The 16,199-nt window shown below is 67.1% G+C and carries 15 protein-coding genes and 2 pseudogenes; 8 read left to right on the top strand and 9 right to left on the bottom strand.

Annotated elements, in window-relative coordinates; genetic code table 11:
* Positions 1–178: 178 nt before the first annotated feature.
* Positions 179–1,474 carry an aspartate carbamoyltransferase gene (locus DFS13_RS00310; protein WP_027805219.1) on the top strand — a complete coding sequence of 432 codons (1,296 nt, stop codon included), beginning with the start codon at positions 179–181 and terminating at the stop codon, positions 1,472–1,474.
* Positions 1,475–1,610: 136 nt separating this feature from the next.
* On the opposite strand, the pseudogene DFS13_RS00305 reads toward DFS13_RS00310, so the two are convergent.
* Together DFS13_RS00305 and DFS13_RS40690 are read right to left on the bottom strand one after the other, a co-directional pair.
* Positions 1,611–2,009 (bottom strand): annotated as a pseudogene (locus DFS13_RS00305) (type II toxin-antitoxin system VapC family toxin); the annotation flags it as partial.
* Positions 2,006–2,244, bottom strand: a pseudogene (locus tag DFS13_RS40690) (Arc family DNA-binding protein). The pseudogenes DFS13_RS00305 and DFS13_RS40690, both read right to left, overlap by 4 nt.
* A 296-nt stretch (positions 2,245–2,540) precedes the next feature.
* On the opposite strand from DFS13_RS40690, the gene DFS13_RS00295 reads away from it, so the two are divergent.
* The 7 genes from DFS13_RS00295 to DFS13_RS40165 all read left to right on the top strand — a co-directional run bounded on the left by DFS13_RS00295 (position 2,541) and on the right by DFS13_RS40165 (position 7,998).
* Positions 2,541–4,784, top strand: coding sequence for a TonB-dependent siderophore receptor (locus DFS13_RS00295; RefSeq protein ID WP_006496178.1), 2,244 nt, complete (start codon positions 2,541–2,543; stop codon positions 4,782–4,784).
* Positions 4,785–4,787: 3 nt separating this feature from the next.
* The gene (locus DFS13_RS00290; protein WP_034202130.1) at positions 4,788–5,543 is read left to right on the top strand and encodes a tetratricopeptide repeat protein; all 756 of its coding nucleotides are present in this window, start codon (positions 4,788–4,790) and stop codon (positions 5,541–5,543) included.
* On the top strand, positions 5,540–6,223 hold the full coding sequence (locus tag DFS13_RS00285; RefSeq protein WP_034202129.1) for a Fe2+-dependent dioxygenase: 684 nt from the start codon (positions 5,540–5,542) through the stop codon (positions 6,221–6,223). Before DFS13_RS00290 ends, DFS13_RS00285 begins: the two co-directional genes overlap by 4 nt.
* Before the next feature lie 68 nt (positions 6,224–6,291).
* Complete coding sequence (locus DFS13_RS00280; protein ID WP_034202128.1) at positions 6,292–6,531, top strand: type II toxin-antitoxin system Phd/YefM family antitoxin; 240 nt, start codon at positions 6,292–6,294, stop codon at positions 6,529–6,531.
* Positions 6,532–6,635: 104 nt separating this feature from the next.
* On the top strand, positions 6,636–6,998 hold the full coding sequence (locus DFS13_RS00275) for a M15 family metallopeptidase (RefSeq protein WP_309251504.1): 363 nt from the start codon (positions 6,636–6,638) through the stop codon (positions 6,996–6,998).
* Between the two features lie 102 nt (positions 6,999–7,100).
* Positions 7,101–7,685 (top strand): NTP transferase domain-containing protein, encoded by a 585-nt coding sequence (locus DFS13_RS00270; protein WP_006496173.1) that lies wholly within the window; start codon positions 7,101–7,103, stop codon positions 7,683–7,685.
* Between the two features lie 172 nt (positions 7,686–7,857).
* Entirely contained in the window at positions 7,858–7,998 is a 141-nt protein-coding gene (locus DFS13_RS40165; protein ID WP_162838543.1) for a hypothetical protein, read from the top strand.
* A 50-nt stretch (positions 7,999–8,048) separates the two neighbouring features.
* Here the strand turns inward: DFS13_RS40165 and DFS13_RS00265 are convergent, their stop codons facing one another.
* The 7 genes from DFS13_RS00265 to DFS13_RS00235 form a co-directional block, all read right to left on the bottom strand.
* Entirely contained in the window at positions 8,049–8,807 is a 759-nt protein-coding gene (locus DFS13_RS00265; RefSeq protein ID WP_006496171.1) for an SDR family oxidoreductase, read from the bottom strand.
* Complete coding sequence (locus DFS13_RS00260) at positions 8,804–10,351, bottom strand: FGGY-family carbohydrate kinase (RefSeq protein ID WP_034202127.1); 1,548 nt, start codon at positions 10,349–10,351, stop codon at positions 8,804–8,806. Before DFS13_RS00260 ends, DFS13_RS00265 begins: the two co-directional genes overlap by 4 nt.
* Positions 10,352–10,380: 29 nt before the next feature.
* A complete protein-coding gene (locus DFS13_RS00255; protein WP_006485836.1) occupies positions 10,381–11,469 on the bottom strand; it encodes an erythritol/L-threitol dehydrogenase in 1,089 nt (362 codons plus the stop codon).
* Between the two features lie 46 nt (positions 11,470–11,515).
* Entirely contained in the window at positions 11,516–12,523 is a 1,008-nt protein-coding gene (locus DFS13_RS00250; RefSeq protein WP_006485854.1) for an ABC transporter permease, read from the bottom strand.
* The gene (locus DFS13_RS00245) at positions 12,510–14,174 is read right to left on the bottom strand and encodes a sugar ABC transporter ATP-binding protein (RefSeq protein ID WP_375667164.1); all 1,665 of its coding nucleotides are present in this window, start codon (positions 14,172–14,174) and stop codon (positions 12,510–12,512) included. The genes DFS13_RS00250 and DFS13_RS00245 overlap by 14 nt, the downstream gene beginning before the upstream one ends.
* On the bottom strand, positions 14,093–15,034 hold the full coding sequence (locus DFS13_RS00240) for a substrate-binding domain-containing protein (protein ID WP_006485848.1): 942 nt from the start codon (positions 15,032–15,034) through the stop codon (positions 14,093–14,095). Before DFS13_RS00240 ends, DFS13_RS00245 begins: the two co-directional genes overlap by 82 nt.
* 120 nt (positions 15,035–15,154) lie before the next feature.
* Positions 15,155–16,114: an AraC family transcriptional regulator gene (locus tag DFS13_RS00235; RefSeq protein ID WP_006485849.1), complete on the bottom strand. Its 960-nt coding sequence runs from the start codon at positions 16,112–16,114 to the stop codon at positions 15,155–15,157.
* Positions 16,115–16,199 lie beyond the last annotated feature (85 nt).

The raw sequence follows: 16,199 nt of genomic DNA, 5'->3' as shown, positions 1-16,199 counted from the left end.
CCGGCACGCTGCCGGACACGGGGCCTGACCTGATTATACGGAGACGCACGCCGCGCGCCAGTATGGCCCCGCCGAGTGTCATGCGCGCCACACCCCGCTTGCACGCAGATTTTTCTTGACTTCATTGCGCCAGGAACTAATATACGCACCGCGTATATTTTCCGCCCAGGAGCCGCCGATGACCGTTCCCCAGCAAGCCTTCCTCCGCGACGCGATGCGCCGCCTCAACATGACCCGCGAGGCGTTCGCGAATCGCATCGGCGTCAGCCGGCGCGCGCTGGATACCTGGCTACTTCCCGACGATTCGCAGGAATCGCGCGGGATGCCCGAGATCGTCGAGCGCTTCGTGTCGGAGATCGTCGAGCGCTCGGCGCCGGATGGCGAGAACTATACGCAAAGCGTAGACAAACAAGGGCTCGCGAAGCAGTTCCTGTTCGAAGGCAAGCCGCAATTGATCTCGGTCGACCAGTTCTCGCGGGATTCGGTCGAGGCGCTGTTCCGCGTGGCCGACGTCATGCAGCCGATCGCGCGACGCCACAAGATTTCGCGCGTGCTCGAAGGCGCCGTGCTCGGCAACCTGTTCTTCGAGGCCAGCACGCGTACACGCGTGTCGTTCGGCGCGGCCTTCTGCCGGCTCGGCGGCTCGGTGTGCGACACGACGGGCTTCACGTTCTCGTCGATGGCCAAGGGCGAATCGATCTACGACACGAGCCGCGTGATGGCCGGCTACGTCGACGCGCTCGTGATCCGCCATCCCGAAAAAGGCTCGGTGGCCGAATTCGCGCGCGCGACCAACCTGCCGGTGATCAACGGCGGCGACGGCCCCGGCGAGCACCCGAGCCAGGCGCTGCTCGACCTCTATACGATCCAGCGCGAGTTCTCGCGGCTCGGCAAGATCGTCGACGGCGCGCACATCGCGCTGGTCGGCGACCTGAAGTACGGCCGCACCGTGCACTCGCTCGTCAAGCTGCTCGCGCTGTACCGCGGGCTGAAGTTCACGCTCGTGTCGCCGCCGACGCTCGAGATGCCGACGTACATCGTCGAGCAGATCGCGACGAACGGCCACGTGGTCGAGCAGACGAACGACCTCGCGGCCGGGCTGCGCGGCGCGGATGTCGTCTACGCGACGCGAATTCAGAAGGAGCGCTTCACCGACGAGTCGTTCGAAGGCTACACGCCGGATTTCCAGATCAATCAGGCGCTCGTCGACTCGGTATGCAAGCCGGACACGCTGATCATGCACCCGCTGCCGCGCGACAGCCGGCCCGGCGCGAACGACCTGTCGGTCGACCTGAACCGCGACCCGCGTCTCGCGATCTTCCGGCAGACCGACAACGGCATTCCGGTGCGGATGGCGATCTTCGCGGTGCTGCTCGGTGTCGAGAATCTCGTCCAGCATTCGATGCGCGATGCGACGTGGCGTCCGCCGGCGTACCTCGGCCCGGAAGACGCGGTGTTTCACGGGATCGATTGACGCCACTGCGAAACGCTCGCGCCCTGCCGCCGTTGCGTCAGGGAACGAGCCTGATGGTTCGATTCAAAACGCGCCGCCACGCACGGCGCGTTTTGCATTTCGGCACGCCAAAAGAACCGGCGATCGCGAACCGGACGGCCCATGGATCGATGACGCGCGGCCCGAACGCCTGGAACGGCGCGACGTCGCGTGTGGCCACGATCGAGCCGTTTGCGATGTAGCCATCGGTGACCGCGATCGCATTGCCCGCGGCACGCGTCCGCGCGCAAAAGCTCGCGTACGCCCTGCTCGCCGCGTCGTCGAACGGCAGGATCCGACCGCGAAACAGCGGCAGCACACGCTGCCCGATACTCTGCTGCAGCCAATCCCGCCTGCGCCCTTCCGGCAATGCAGCCACGCCGAACCGCAATTCCGCGAGACTGATCGCCGCGAGATACAGCGTCTCGACGTTCTGCGCATCGAGCCACTCGATCACCGCCGCGTTCGGCTCACGCCGCAGCGGTTCGGGCATGACGTTCGTATCGACAGGGATCATTCAAAGCTCATCGGACCGGTTGGCATCTCGTCGCACAGCACGCCGATATCGACATCGCCCGCTTCCCGCCCGATTTCCGCGAGCAGCGTTCCGAGCTCGAGCCGCCCGCCTGGCAGAACGGCCTGCTCCGGATGTCGCGCACCTCCGCTTCCGTACTGCGCCCGTGTCGGGCCGCGCGGATCCGAAGCGCGCGGTGCACTTCATCGGGCAAATTTCGAACGGTGATCACCGGCATGACGCGCCCCTACTATCACTTTGCTGTCATGGCGAGCGTCGCGACACAGCCAATCCAATCCGACCTGCCGGTCCGTCATATCCGGCCATTCGGCCATGCTTGCGCCTCCTGGGCCGCCTCGCGACCACCCCGTCACATTCGTCAACAATTCCCCCACAAACGCGAACAAGAACGCTTCTCATTTAACGGGAAATTACATAGAATGCCGCCTGAAAACAAATCGTAATAATTCCCGCCGGCGTGCACATTTCCGCAGCGCACTGCCCCGGGGCCGCACCGCGAGGTCGAAGCGCACCATGAAGTCCCGTCCCGACGAGCTGAAGCTCGGCAAGTTCACCACCCTCTGCAGCGTGCTCGCCGCCAGCCCCGCGTTCGCCGACGGCACGCCGCCCGCGGCGCCCGCCAGCACCGAAGGCCATCTCGCGCCGATCGAGATCCAGGGCAAGACCGAGCACAGCTACAAGGCCGACTTTTCCGCTTCCGCGAAATTCACCGCGCCGCTCGTCGACACGCCGAAATCCGTCACCGTGATCCCGCAGGAACTGATCCAGAGCAGCGGCGCGGCGACGCTGACCGAAGCGCTGCGCACCGTGCCCGGCATCACGTTCGGCGCCGGCGAAGGCGGCAACCCGCTCGGCGACCGTCCGTTCATCCGCGGCTACGACACGCAGGGCAGCATGTTCGTCGACGGCATGCGCGACACGGGCGCCACCACGCGCGAGATCTTCAACACCGAGCGCGTCGAGATCACCAAGGGTTCCGACGGCGCGTACGGCGGCCGCGGCGGCGCCGGCGGCAGCATCAACCTGATCACGAAGGCCCCGCATCTCGGCACGACGGCCGCCGCGAGCGCGGGCCTCGGCACCGACCGCTATCGCCGCTTCACCGCCGACGGCAACTGGCAGTTCGCCGATCACGCCGCGTTCCGCCTGAACCTGATGAGCCACAACAACGACGTCGCCGGCCGCGACGCCGTCAACAACGAGCGCTGGGGCGTCGCGCCGTCGATCGCGTTCGGCCTCGGCACGTCGACGCGCGTGACCGCGAGCTACTACCACCTGCAAACGGACGACATGCCCGACGGCGGCATCCCGTACTTCTACACGACGTCGAACAAGCCCGCGAACGTCGACACGATCTATCCGGCGCCCGTCGATCGCCACAACTTCTACGGCCTGATCGACCGCGACTTCCGCAAGACCACGTCGGACATCAGCACGATCAAGATCGAGCACGACATCACGCCCAACCTCACGGTGCGCAACACCACGCGCTACACGGAATCGACGCAGGACTACATCTGGACGCAGCCGGACGACAGCCAGGGCAACGTGGTGAACGGCAAGGTCTGGCGCCGCAACAACAACCGCAACAGCTCGATCAACAGCCTCGCGAACCTGACCGAGCTGTTCGGCGAATTCCGCACGGGCCCGTTCAAGCACAGCTTCACGACCGGCATCGAACTGTCGCGCGAATGGGGCAAGCGCGATTCGTACACGGTCGCGACCGACAAGGGCACGATCTGCCAGAAAGGCATCGGCGCGCCGTCGGGCTACAACTGCACGAGCCTGTGGTCGCCGAACCCGAACGATCCGTGGGCCGGCTCGATCACGCGCAACAACGACTATGCGCATGCGCGCACCACGACGAAGTCGATCTACGGCTTCGACACGATCGAGATCACGCCGCGCTGGCAGGTCAACGCCGGCCTGCGCGTCGACGATTACTCGACCCGCTTCACCGATACCAAGGCGAATGGCGGCAAGACGTACACGCGCGACGACACGCTCTTCAACTGGCAGGCAGGCCTCGTGTTCAAGCCCGCGCAGAACGGCAGCATCTATGCGTCGTATGCGACGTCGTCGACGCCTGCCGGCATGCTGCTCGGCGAAGGCAGCGAAACGCAGTCGCTCACGCCGGGCCGCGGCGGCGTCGGCCCGAACGCCGATCAGCTTTCGCCGGAAAAGAACCGCAGCATCGAACTCGGCACGAAGTGGAACGTGCTGAACGACAAGCTGTCGCTGACGGCCGCGCTGTTCCAGATCGACACGACGAACGCACGCGTGACGCTGCCGAACAACCAGTACGCGATGGTCGGCAACAAACGCGTGCAGGGTCTCGAGCTCGGCCTCGCCGGCCAGATCACGAAGCAGTGGCAGGTGTTCGGCGGCTACACGTACATGAAGAGCGAACTGCGCGACAACGGCAAGGACACCGCGAACAACGGCAACCGCTTCCCGAATACGCCGAAGCACAGCCTCACGATGTGGTCGAACTACGACGTCACGCCGAAATTCACGGTCGGCGGCGGCGCGTTCTACATGTCGGAAGTGTTCGGCGATCCCGCGAACCTGCGCGCCGTACCGTCGTACTGGCGCTTCGACGCGATGGCGCAGTACCGGATCAATAAGAAGCTCGACCTGCAGCTGAACGTGAACAACCTGTTCAACCGCACCTACTTCGATCAGGCGTATCCGGCGCACTATGCGTCGATCGCGCCGGGCCGTTCGGCGTTCGTCACGCTGAACGCGCGCTACTGATCGATGGAGGCCGTATCGCTGAAGGCGCTCGCGTCGGTATCGCCGCGCGAGTTCGCCGACATCCTGGCCGGGCCGCCGGAGCGCGCCGCCGCGTGGGTCGCGGCGGCGGCCGAGCACGGCATCGTCGATGCGCAGGCCGTCTACGGGCAATACCTGCTCGACGGGCACGGCGTCGCACGCGATCCGGCCGCCGCGTTCAACTGGTTCCGGCACGCGGCGCGAGCCGGCCACCCGATGGCGATGAACATGCTCGGACGCTGCTACGAGTTCGGCTGGGGCACGGCCGCCTGCGCGCCGGTCGCCGTGTACTGGTACCGGCTGGCCGCGCAGGCGGGCCTCGACTGGGGCATGTACAACTACGCGACCGCACTCGCCCTCGGCAACGGCGTCGACGAGAACCGCACCGACGCGCTCGACTGGTTCCGCCGCGCGGCCGCGCTCGGCCATGCGAAATCGATCAACCTGATCGGCGGTTTCTACGAGGACGGATGGGTCGTCGCGGTCGACACCGACGCCGCGTTCGACCACTATCGCCGCGCGGCCGTCGCCGGCGACTTCCGCGGCCAGTTCAACTATGCGCGGCTGCTCGCCGAACGCGGGCGCGTCGACGAGGCGCTCGTCTGGCTCGCGCGGGTGCCGGCCACCGCGCCCCCCGCGTTCATCGCGAAAATGCGCGCGTATCTCGTGTCGTCGCCGCTCGATGCTTTTCGTTCGGCGGCCATGCAACTCGCGCCGCACGCAATGGAATCCGCATCATGATGCTTCACATCCCCGGCGTACTGACCCAAGCGCAAGTCGCGCAATGCCGCGAACTGCTCGATGCCGCCGAATGGGTCGACGGCAACGCAACGTCCGGCGCGCAGTCGGCGCTCGCGAAACGCAACCGGCAATTGCCGGAAGGCTCGCCGGTCGCACGCACCGTTGGCGACGCGATCCAGGATGCGCTCGCGCGCCATCCGCTGTTCTTTTCGGCGGCGCTGCCGCTCAAGGTGTTTCCGCCGCTGTTCAATCGTTATGAAGGCGGCGAGACATTCGGCACGCACGTCGACAACGCGATCCGGCTGCTGCGCGGCACGGATTTCCGCGTGCGCAGCGATCTGTCGGCGACGCTGTTCCTCGAGGAACCCGATGCGTACGACGGCGGCGAGCTGTGCGTCGAGGACACGTATGGCGTGCATCGCGCGAAGCTGCCGGCAGGCGACCTCGTGCTGTATCCGGCGTCGAGCCTGCATCACGTGACGCCGGTCACGCGCGGCGAGCGCGTGGCGTCGTTCTTCTGGATTCAGAGCATGGTGCGCGACGACGGCGATCGCACGCTGCTGTTTCAGCTCGATACGCAGATTCAGGCGCTTTCCGCGGAAAAAGGGGCGAAGGACCCGGTGGTCATTTCGCTCACCGGGATTTATCACAACCTGTTGAGGAAGTGGGCGGATGCGTAGCATGAGTCAGTCGCGCCGCGTCGAAAGACGGGTCCAAAACGATCTCGTCAAATGACCCTGCTCATATCGTGATGCCGCACACTCCCGTATCGAAATCCGAATTCAAGGCGCGCGCACTCGAATACTTCCGGCTCGTCGAAGTGTCGGGCAAAGGATTGATCGTCACCGACCACGGCAAACCAACGTTCGAGATTCGGCCGTATCGCTCGCGCGAAGCTCAGCCGTTGGACATATTGCGCGGTTCGGTCATGCGCTACGACAATCCTCTCGATCCGATTGCGAAAGAGGATTGGGAGACGTCGCGGTGATCGTGCTGGATACGCATGCATCGGTGTGGTGGGCAGTACGCGACTCGGCGCTCAGCTGACACCCGCGACGAAAAAATCCGCGCGTACGCGCACATCATGACGCTCTGGTAAGCGTCGCCGGCCCCGCCGGCCGAACCGAGGCGTATCTTCCACCAGACTCTGGCATATCGGCGATTCGTCTGACCAAAACGACCGCAGCCGCCGAACTCGACATCGGCTGCATACTCGATGCCACCGACCACCAATCATCCGGCGCCTGCTACACACATAACCCGTTCATCAGCCGCCCGGCCGCACGAAACCGCCAGTTCCTGATCGACGCACTGACCCGCGCCGGCCTCACGAATTACCCGTCCGAATGGTGGCATTGGTCATACGGCGACCGCTATTGGGCCGTCATGCAGAACGAATCGCACGCAATTTGCGGTCCTGTCGACGAAAGCCTGCTCGACGAAACGTCGCGATGACGGTTTTCCCGATCCGACACGCGTGACTCGGTAACATCCTCACTTGCCGATCCCCGCGGGCTCCCGCACAATCGCAGCACCTGTCTCCCTCCCCCCGCGCCGATGTCCTATGCGTCACTCGCCACCGGCGTCCTGCTCGCCGGCGGCCTTGGTCAACGCTTCGACCCGAGCGGCCTGCACAGCAAGCTGCTCGCCCGGCTTCCCGACGGCACGCCGGTGGCGGTCGCCGCCGCGCGCCGTCTCGCGGCCGCCACCGCCGACGTGATCGCCGTCGTGCGTCCCGGCGCCGAAAAGCTTGCGATTCTGCTGAATGAAGCCGGCTGTCAGGTCGTCTATGCCCCCGATGCGTTGCGCGGGATGGGCGCAAGCCTCGCGGCCGGCGTCCGCACCACGCCCGATTCGAACGGCTGGCTCGTCGCGCTCGGCGACATGCCGTGGATCGCCGCTTCCACCTACGAAACCGTCACCCGCGCGCTCGAAGCCGACAACGCGTCGATCGTCGCGCCCGCGCATCGCGGCGTGCGCGGCCATCCGGTCGGCTTCGCCGCGCACCATTTCGATGCGCTCGCCGCCCTCGACGGCGACACGGGCGCCCGTGCGCTGTTCGCCAGCGCGCCTGTGACCCTGCTCGATGTCGACGATCCCGGCATCCTGCGCGACGTCGATACGCCGGCGGATTTGCGCTGACTTCGATGGTACGGTTCTGCACGATCCCGCACGAACACCGTCAATGGACGAATTTCGCCGACGATCGTCCACCCGTCGCAAGAATCGCGCTGCAAACACGCGCCCGATTGGCTATAACGGAGACGAGGCGCATCCGCCGCGCCACCGCCGTCACGCACCGCGCGAGTTCTCCATGAGCGATCACACGACCCCGACGCCCGAGCCACCGGCCGACCCGAACCGCGATCCGGAAGACGATCCGTTCGCGTCGCCGCCCGGTCATCACGACAATCCGCAGCAACCGGACGGGCCGCCGAGCAAGGACCCGGTCTAGCCGCGCGCCGGCCGCGCCGCGACTTCAGTCCGCGACTTCCGTGACGCGATCTAGCGCGCCGTATACCCGCCGTCGATCGGCAGCGACACGCCGCTGATCATCGACGCCGCATCGCTCAGCAAAAACAGGATCGGTTCGACGACCTCCTCCGGCTCCGCGAACCGGCCGAGCGGAATCGCGGCCAGCATCGGCGCCCGCTTTTCCGGTTCGCTCCACGCGAACTGCGCCATCGGCGTGAGCGTGACGGTGGGGTTCACGCTGTTCACACGAATGCCGTGCGGCCCGAGTTCGATGCACAGCACGCGCGTGATCGCGTCCATCGCCGCCTTCGACGCGCAATAGCTCAAATGCGCGGGCAGCCCGACGAGCGCGGCCTGGCTCGACACGTTGACGATGCTGCCCCGTGCGTGCGCCGCGCCGCGTCCGTCGCGCTCGATCATCCTGCGCGCCACGGCCCGCGCGACGAGCGCCGCGCCGCGCGCATTGACGGCCATCACACGATCGAACTGCGCGGCGCCGACCTCGAGCGCCGGTTCGAGCGACGCGATCCCCGCGCAATTGACGAGGCCGTCGAACGCCTCGTACGCGGCGAGTGCGGCATCGATCGATTGCTCGTCACCGCCGACGTCCAGGCGCAACGTATCGCACGCAATCTCGCCGGCGAGCGTGTCGAGCGCGACCATGTCGCGCCCCGCCGCGACGACGCGCGCGCCCGCTTGCGCCAGCGCGACCGCGCAGGCGCGGCCGATTCCGCTCGACGCGCCCGTGACGAGCACCGTTGCCCCGCTGAAATCGAATCGTGTGTTCATGATGAGGTGCCCAGCCTGTGCATGATCGGCTTGAGTGCCGGATACAACGCCGTATAGAGCGAAAAACGCGCGTCGTACGTGTTCGCACGCTCGGCATCGGGCCGTGCGCGCTCGACGAGCGTGACCCAGCCGCCCTGCGCGTCATCGTCCGACACGAGCCCTGCGCCGACGCCCGCAAGCAGCGCGGCGCCCATCGCGGCTTCGACGTCCTGCTCGATCGTCCACACCGGAAAACCCGTCACGTCCGCGATGATCTGCATCCACAGCGCCGAATGCGCGGCGCCGCCGACGACGATCAACCGATCGTCCAGCGCCGCCGCGCCCCGGCGGCCGGCCTCGATGTTGTGGCGCAACGCGAACGCGACGCCTTCGAGCACCGCTCGATAAAGATGCGCACGCGTGTGCGCGAGACTCAGCCCGACGAACGCGCCGCTCGCCTTCGCATCCCACACCGGGCTGCGCTCGCCCATCAGATACGGCAGGAACAGCACGCCGTCGGCGCCGGCCGGCACACGCCCGGCCGCCTCCTCGAGCAGCACGTGCGGATCGCCGTGCGGCAGCAGGCGCGCCGCGTCGGTTTCCGCGTGGCAGAACTGGTCGCGAAACCACGCGACGGATGCGCCGGCCGCGATCGCACCGCCGAACACGTACAGGTCGCGCTGCCCGTTGAACACGTGCGGCATGCTGACGAGGCCGTGCCGCGCATCGACGTGCCGGTTCACGTAGCCCCAGCACATGCTGGTGCCGATCATCGCGACGTGCTGCCCGGTGCGCGTCGCGCCGGCGGCGAAGGTCGCCACCGCCGCATCGACGCCGCCCGCGACGACCGGCGTGCCGGCCGGCAGCCCGAGTTGCGCGGTCCATTGCGACAGCAGGCCGCCGACGACGTCCGTCGAATCGACCAGCCGCTCGGGCATCATCGTCGCCGGAATGCCGAGCATGTCGAGCGCGTCGTCGGACCACTCGCGGCGCGCGACGTCGTACACGCCGCCGATATTGCCGGCCGAACTGTGATCGACCGCGACTTCACCGGTCAGCAGATAGATCACATACGCGTTCGGCGGCAGGAAATAGCGCACGTTCGCCCACACGTCCGGCCGCTGGTCGCGCAGCCACAGCATCTTGGTGAAGCCGTAGTAGCTGTCGACGCCGTTGCCGGTGATCACGCGCAGCCGCTCGACGTTCACGTGTTCGTCGACCCAGTCGACTTGCGCGGTCGCGCGCCGGTCCATCCAGATCAGGCACGGATGCAGCGGCCGCATGTCGCTGTCGACCGGGATGCCCGAGCCGCCGTACAGGCTGCTCACGCACACCGCCCGGATCGCGTCGGCCGGCACGCCCTGCGCGCGCGCGTCGCTCACGCAGCCGCCGATGCAGTCGAGCACCGCGTCGAACCACACCTGCGGCCACTGCTCGGCCCACAGCGGGCGCGGCGTATCGGGCTGGTAGCCGGCCGAGCGCCGCGCGACGATCGTGCCGTGCCGGTCGACCAGCAGCGCCTTGGTGCTCTGCGTGCCGATGTCGACGCCTATGACGTATTCCATGATGTCTCCGGTGAGGCGCACGCCGGCCGTCAGCGGGCCGGCTTCAGCAGCACCTTGATCGATTCGGGCGATTTCGCGACGCGGATCGCGTCGTCCCAGTCCTCGAGCGCGAAACCGTGCGTGACGATGCCTTTCGACGTGACGAGCCCGCGCGCGAGCAGGTCGATCGCGACCGGATAGCAGTATGGCCCGAGGTGCGCGCCGCGTACGTCGAGCTCCTTGCGGTCGCCGATGATCGACCAGTCGACGGTCGCATCCTCGCCGAACACGCTGAACTCGACGAAGCGGCCGAGCTTGCGGATCAGGTCGAGCCCCTGGTTCACGCCGACCGGCGCGCCGGTCGTCTCGATGTACACGTCGCAGCCATAGCCGTCGGTGAGCGCGCGGACGATCTCGCGCGCGTCGTCGCGCTTCGGGTTGATCGTCACGTCGGCGCCATACTGCCGCGCGAGCTCGAGCCGTTCGTCGATCAGGTCGATCACGACGAGCTTCTTCGGCGTCTTCAGGTGCGCGACCTGCGTCATCATCAGCCCGAGCGGGCCCGCGCCCGCGATCACGACGACGTCGTCGAGCTGCACGTCGCCGCGGTTCACTGTGTGGATCGCGCACGACAGCGGCTCGATGATCGCCGCATCCTCGAGCGATACGCCGAGCGGAATCCTGTGGACGATCGCGGTCGGCGGAATGCGCATGTACTCGGCCATCCCGCCGTCGGCCACCTCGCGCTGAAAGCCGAAGATGTTGTGCACTTCGCACATCCAGTACTGGCCCGACTTGCAGTAGCGGCACTTGCCGCACGGCACGATCTGCTCGGCGATCACGCGGTCGCCCAGCGCGACGCCGAAATGCTCGGCCGCGCCGTCGCCGAGCGCTTCGACGTAGCCGAAGAATTCATGGCCGGGAATCACCGGCGCCTTCACCCACGGGCTGGGGCCGCCCCAGAACATCTTGGCGCCGGTGTAGCACTTGCAGTCGCTCGCGCAGATCCCGCACGCGGCGATGCGGATCACGAGCTCGTTCACGCCGGGATTCGGCTTCGCGACCTGTTCGACGCGATAGTCCTCGGGGCCGTGGCAGACGACCGCGGTCATGCGCGGCTGGGCTTCGGGTGTCGTCATGAGTTGTCTCTTTCCTGAGTGATTCGGATAACCGATGATTTTTTCATTACCGCGATCGTTCGCGGCTGATGTAGATCGCGAGCAGGATGATTCCACCCTTGATCACGTTCTGCACATACGGGTTCACGCCGATCATGTTGAGCCCGTTGTTGAGCACGCCGAGCAGCAGCGCGCCGACCAGCGTGCCGAGGATCGCGCCGCGCCCGCCGGAGATCGACGTGCCACCCATCACGACCGCCGCGATCGCGTCGAGCTCGAAACCCACACCCGCGTTCGGCTGCCCGCTCATCAGGCGCCCGGTCAGCACGATCGCGGCGAGCGCCGACGTGACGCCGGCCAGCGTGTAGACGATCAGTTTCACGCGCGCGACCCGCACGCCGGTGAGCCGCGTCGCCTGCTCGTTACCGCCGATCGCGTACACGTAGCGGCCGAACGGCATCCGGTCGAGCAGCAGCCACGCGATCGCATAGACCACCAGCATGATCAGCACCGGCGCCTGGATGCCGAGCACCTTGCCGCTGCCGAAGAACGCGACCCAGTCGGGCAGCCCGTCGATCGGATAGCCGCCCGTGTAGATCAGCGCGAGGCCGCGCGCGATGCCCATCGTCGCGAGCGTGACGATGATCGGCGGCATTCCCGCGAACGCGACGAACACGCCGTTCAGGAAGCCGAAGCCGAGGCCGACCGCGATGCCGATCGCCAGCGCGGCGACCGCGTTGACGCCCGCGACCATCAACCCGGCCGCGAGCGTGCCCGACAACGCCATCACCGAGCCGACCGACAGGTCGATCCCGCCCGTCAGGATCACGCAGGTCATGCCAACCGCGATGATCGCGTTGATCGACACCTGGCGCAGCACGTTCTCGAGGTTCGCGGCGGACAGGAAGCTCGGGCTCGCGATCATCATCGCGATGCACACGACGATCAGGCCGACGAGCGGATAGAACAGCGTCGAGCGGCGCAGCTGCGCCCACATCGCGCGCGGCGGCGGCGCGTCGCCGGCGGTGGCCGCGAGCGTCGTGGAAGGCGTGGAAGAAGAGTCAGGCAGGTTCATGGGTCGCTCCTCGCGTGCCGGCCGTGGCATAGGTCATGACCGTGTCGGGATCGATCTCGTCGCCGGCGAGCGTCGCCTCGATGCGGCCCTGCCGGAACACGGCGACGCGATCGCACATGCCGACGATTTCCGGCAACTCGGACGAGATCATGATGATGGCGTAGCCGCGCGCGGTGAGTTCGCGCATCAGCCCGTAGATTTCGGCTTTCGCGCCGACGTCGATGCCGCGCGTCGGCTCGTCGAAGATCAGCACCGACGTGTGATGGTTCAGCCAGCGCGCGATCACGACCTTCTGCTGGTTGCCGCCGGACAGCGTCGCGACCTCGGTGTGGATCGACGGCGCCTTCACGCCGACGCGCCGCATCACGTCGTGCGTGGTGCGCGCCTCGCCGCGCCGGTCGATCAGCCAGCGCATCGACCGGTACTTGCCGAGGTTGTTCAGCGAGATGTTGTCGCGAATCGAGAACGACGTGACGAGCCCTTCCGTCTTGCGGCTTTCCGGCAGGATGCCGATGCCCGCGCGCAGCGCGTCGGCCGGATCGGCGAGCTTCGCCGCCGCGCCGCGTACGCGCAACTCCTTGCGATGCGCACGCGTCGCGCCGATCACCGCGAGCGCGGTTTCCGTGCGGCCCGAGCCGACCAGGCCGGCAAAGCCGAGGATCTCGCCGGCCCGCAGCGCGAAGCGGTTCACCGGGCCGTCGCGCTCGATCTGCAGCGCGTCGACCTCGAGCACGGCCGGCGCGTCGGCCGGCAGCGCAGGTTTCGGCGGAAAGCTGCTTTCGATCCGGCGGCCGACCATCATCCGCACCAGTTGCTCGACGTCGGTGCGCGCGACCTCGGTCGTCGCGACGTACTGGCCGTCACGCAGCACCGTGATGCGGTCGCACACCGCGAAGATCTCGTCGAGGTGATGCGAGATGAAGATCATCGCGACGCCCTGCCGCTTCAGCTCGCGCATGATCGCGAACAGGTGTTCGGCCTCGGCCGGCGTCAGCGTGGCGGTCGGTTCGTCGAGGATCAGGATGCGCGCGTCGAGCGACAGCGCCTTGCCGATCTCGACGAACTGCTGCTGCGCGACCGACAGCGTGCGGATCGGCGCGTCGAGATCGATCGCCACGCCCAGGCGCGCGAAGATGGCCGCGGCCGCCGCGCGCATCCGCTTGCGGTCGCGCGCGCCCCAGCGGTTGCGCAGCTCGCGGCCGAGGAACAGGTTGTCGACGGCATCGAGGTGCGGAATCAGGCTGAATTCCTGGAATACGATGCCGACGCCGGCCGCGACCGCGTCGTGATAGTCCGCGAAATGGCGCGCGGCGCCGTCGATCTCGATCGTGCCGGCATCCGGCTGGTGGATGCCGCACAGGATCTTCATCAGCGTCGACTTGCCCGCGCCGTTCTCGCCGAGCAGCGCATGGATCTCGCCGCGCGCGATCTGCAGATCGATGTCGGACAGCGCCTTCACGCCGGGAAAGCTTTTCGTGATGTGGCTGAGCCTGAGTATCGTGTCCATCGGCTTCTCCGTGCGAAGGGCGTCGGCCGCGCCGCCGCCCTTCGCGTCGCGTCGCACGTCGTTCACCAGCTGAAACCCTTCGCGTTGCCGCGATCGACGACCTTCACGTCGACGGGAATCGCCTTCGGCACCGTCGCGCCCCACTTGCGCGCAATCGCGATGCCGAGCGCGATGCGCACCTGGTCGGCCGGAAACTGCGCGGTCGTCTCGATGAACTTCGAGTTCGGCTTCTGGATCGCGGCGATCGCCTCGGGCGCGCCGTCGACGCTCGTCAGCTTGATGTCCTTGCCGGAGCCCTCGATCGCGGCGAGCGCGCCCATCGAGCCGCCGTCGTTCACGCTGAAGAGGCCCTTCAGGTTCGGATGCGCGGAGATCATGTTCTCGGTGACCGACAGCGCGGTCGCACGCTCCTGCTTGCCGTTCTGCGTGTCGACGAGCTTCACGTTCGGAAATTTCGCGAGCCCGGCCTTGCAGCCGCGCACGCGCTCGAGAATCGGCACGACCGGAATGCCGTCGAGGATCGCGACCTCGCCGCTGCCGCCGATCGCCTTCGCGAGGTATTCGCACGACATCACGCCCGCGTCGTAATTCTTCGAGCCGACGAACGAATCGACCGGGCCGTTCGCGTTCGCATCGACCGCCACGACGACCGCGCCGGCCTTCTTCGCCTGCGTGATCGCCGACTGGATGCCGGTCGAATCGGTCGGGTTCACGAGCAGGATGTCGATCTTCTTCTGCAGCATGTCCTCGACGTCGCTCACCTGCTTGCTGACGTCGTGATGCGCGTCGGTGACGACGACCTGCGCGCCGATCGATGCGGCCGCGTCGTTCAGCGCCTTCTGCATCGTCACGAAATACGGGTTGTTCAGTTCCTGGAACGTCATGCCGATCCGCAGCGGCGCGGCATGCGCGGCGGCGGGCAACAGGGCCGCGACGGCGAGCGCGGCAACGGCCGCCAGGCGGGCGGCGCGACGGGGGGATGAAGCGGGCGATGCGTGCGTCATGACGGTGTCTCCTGAATTGTGTGCAGCTTTTTCGTGGGTGAATGCGCCCCTCGCGACGTGAACGGCGCGATCGGCGGGGTGAAACGGTTAGGAAAACTCAGGCGAGCAACGGCCCGGCGATCATCCGGGCTGCGGCACGAGCTCCGGGGCGCCGGGCGTCAGCACGCGCGGCGGCAGCGGATTGCCGGTCGGCGCCGCATGCAGCGCCAGCTCGCGGCTGCGCGCGTTCAGGCGCTGCAGCGCGCGGAATTCGGACGGCGCCATCCCCTTCACCGCGCGGAACTGGCGGTTGAAGTTCGACACGTTGTTGAAGCCGGCCTGGAAGCAGATATCGGTGATGCTCGCGTCGTCGGCAAGCAGCATCTGGCACGCGGATTCGATCCGCAGACGATTCACGTACTGGACGAACGGCATGCCGGTGTGGCGATGGAACGCGCGCGAGAACGCGCTGACGCTCTGCCCGGTCAGTTGCGCGAGATCGGATTCGCGCAGCTCGGACGCGAGGTTCTTGCCGATATACGACAGCGCATGACTGAGCCGCGTCGGCGTGACGTCGGCCTGGTCGTACGCGGGGCTCGCGAGCAACGTGCGTTCGGCCGCGCCGCACAGCCGTTCGAGGATCGTCATGAACAGCGCGATGCGGCGCATCCCGCGCGCGGTCAGCAACGCATCGAACAGCGGGGCGATCGCGGCGCTCGTCGCCGCGTCGAAGCCGACCCCGCGCCGCGCATCGTCGAGCAGCGCCTGCGCGTCGCGGCATTCGGGGAACGCGTCCATGCAGCGGCGCACGAACGACGGATCGAACTGGATCACGAGATTGCGGCGCTCGACGGTTTCGCCTTCGGCCATGTCGCTGACCCAGTTGTGCGGCAGGTTCGGACCGAGCAGCACAAGATGGCCGGGGCCGAACGAACCGATGTGATCGCCGACGAAATACTTGCCGTGCGTCGCGACGATCAGGTGCAGCTCGAATTCGGGATGGAAATGCCAGCGGATCGTGCGATACGGATAGCCATGCGACCAGACCTTGAACGACTCGTCGCGTCGCACTTCGACCACTTCGAGATCGGGGTGCATCATGTTGGCGTCTCCATTCCCATGGTTCGCTGGCCGGCCTGTTCGGCGGTGCGCGCATCGCCGCGTGTCTCGCGCGGCGATGCGACCG

It is taken from the genome of Burkholderia sp. 28_3 (assembly GCF_003253915.1).
Taxonomy (GTDB): domain Bacteria; phylum Pseudomonadota; class Gammaproteobacteria; order Burkholderiales; family Burkholderiaceae; genus Burkholderia; species Burkholderia cenocepacia.
The sequence above is the reverse complement of the archived record's forward strand: the minus strand, read 5'-3'. Positions and strand labels throughout refer to the sequence as shown.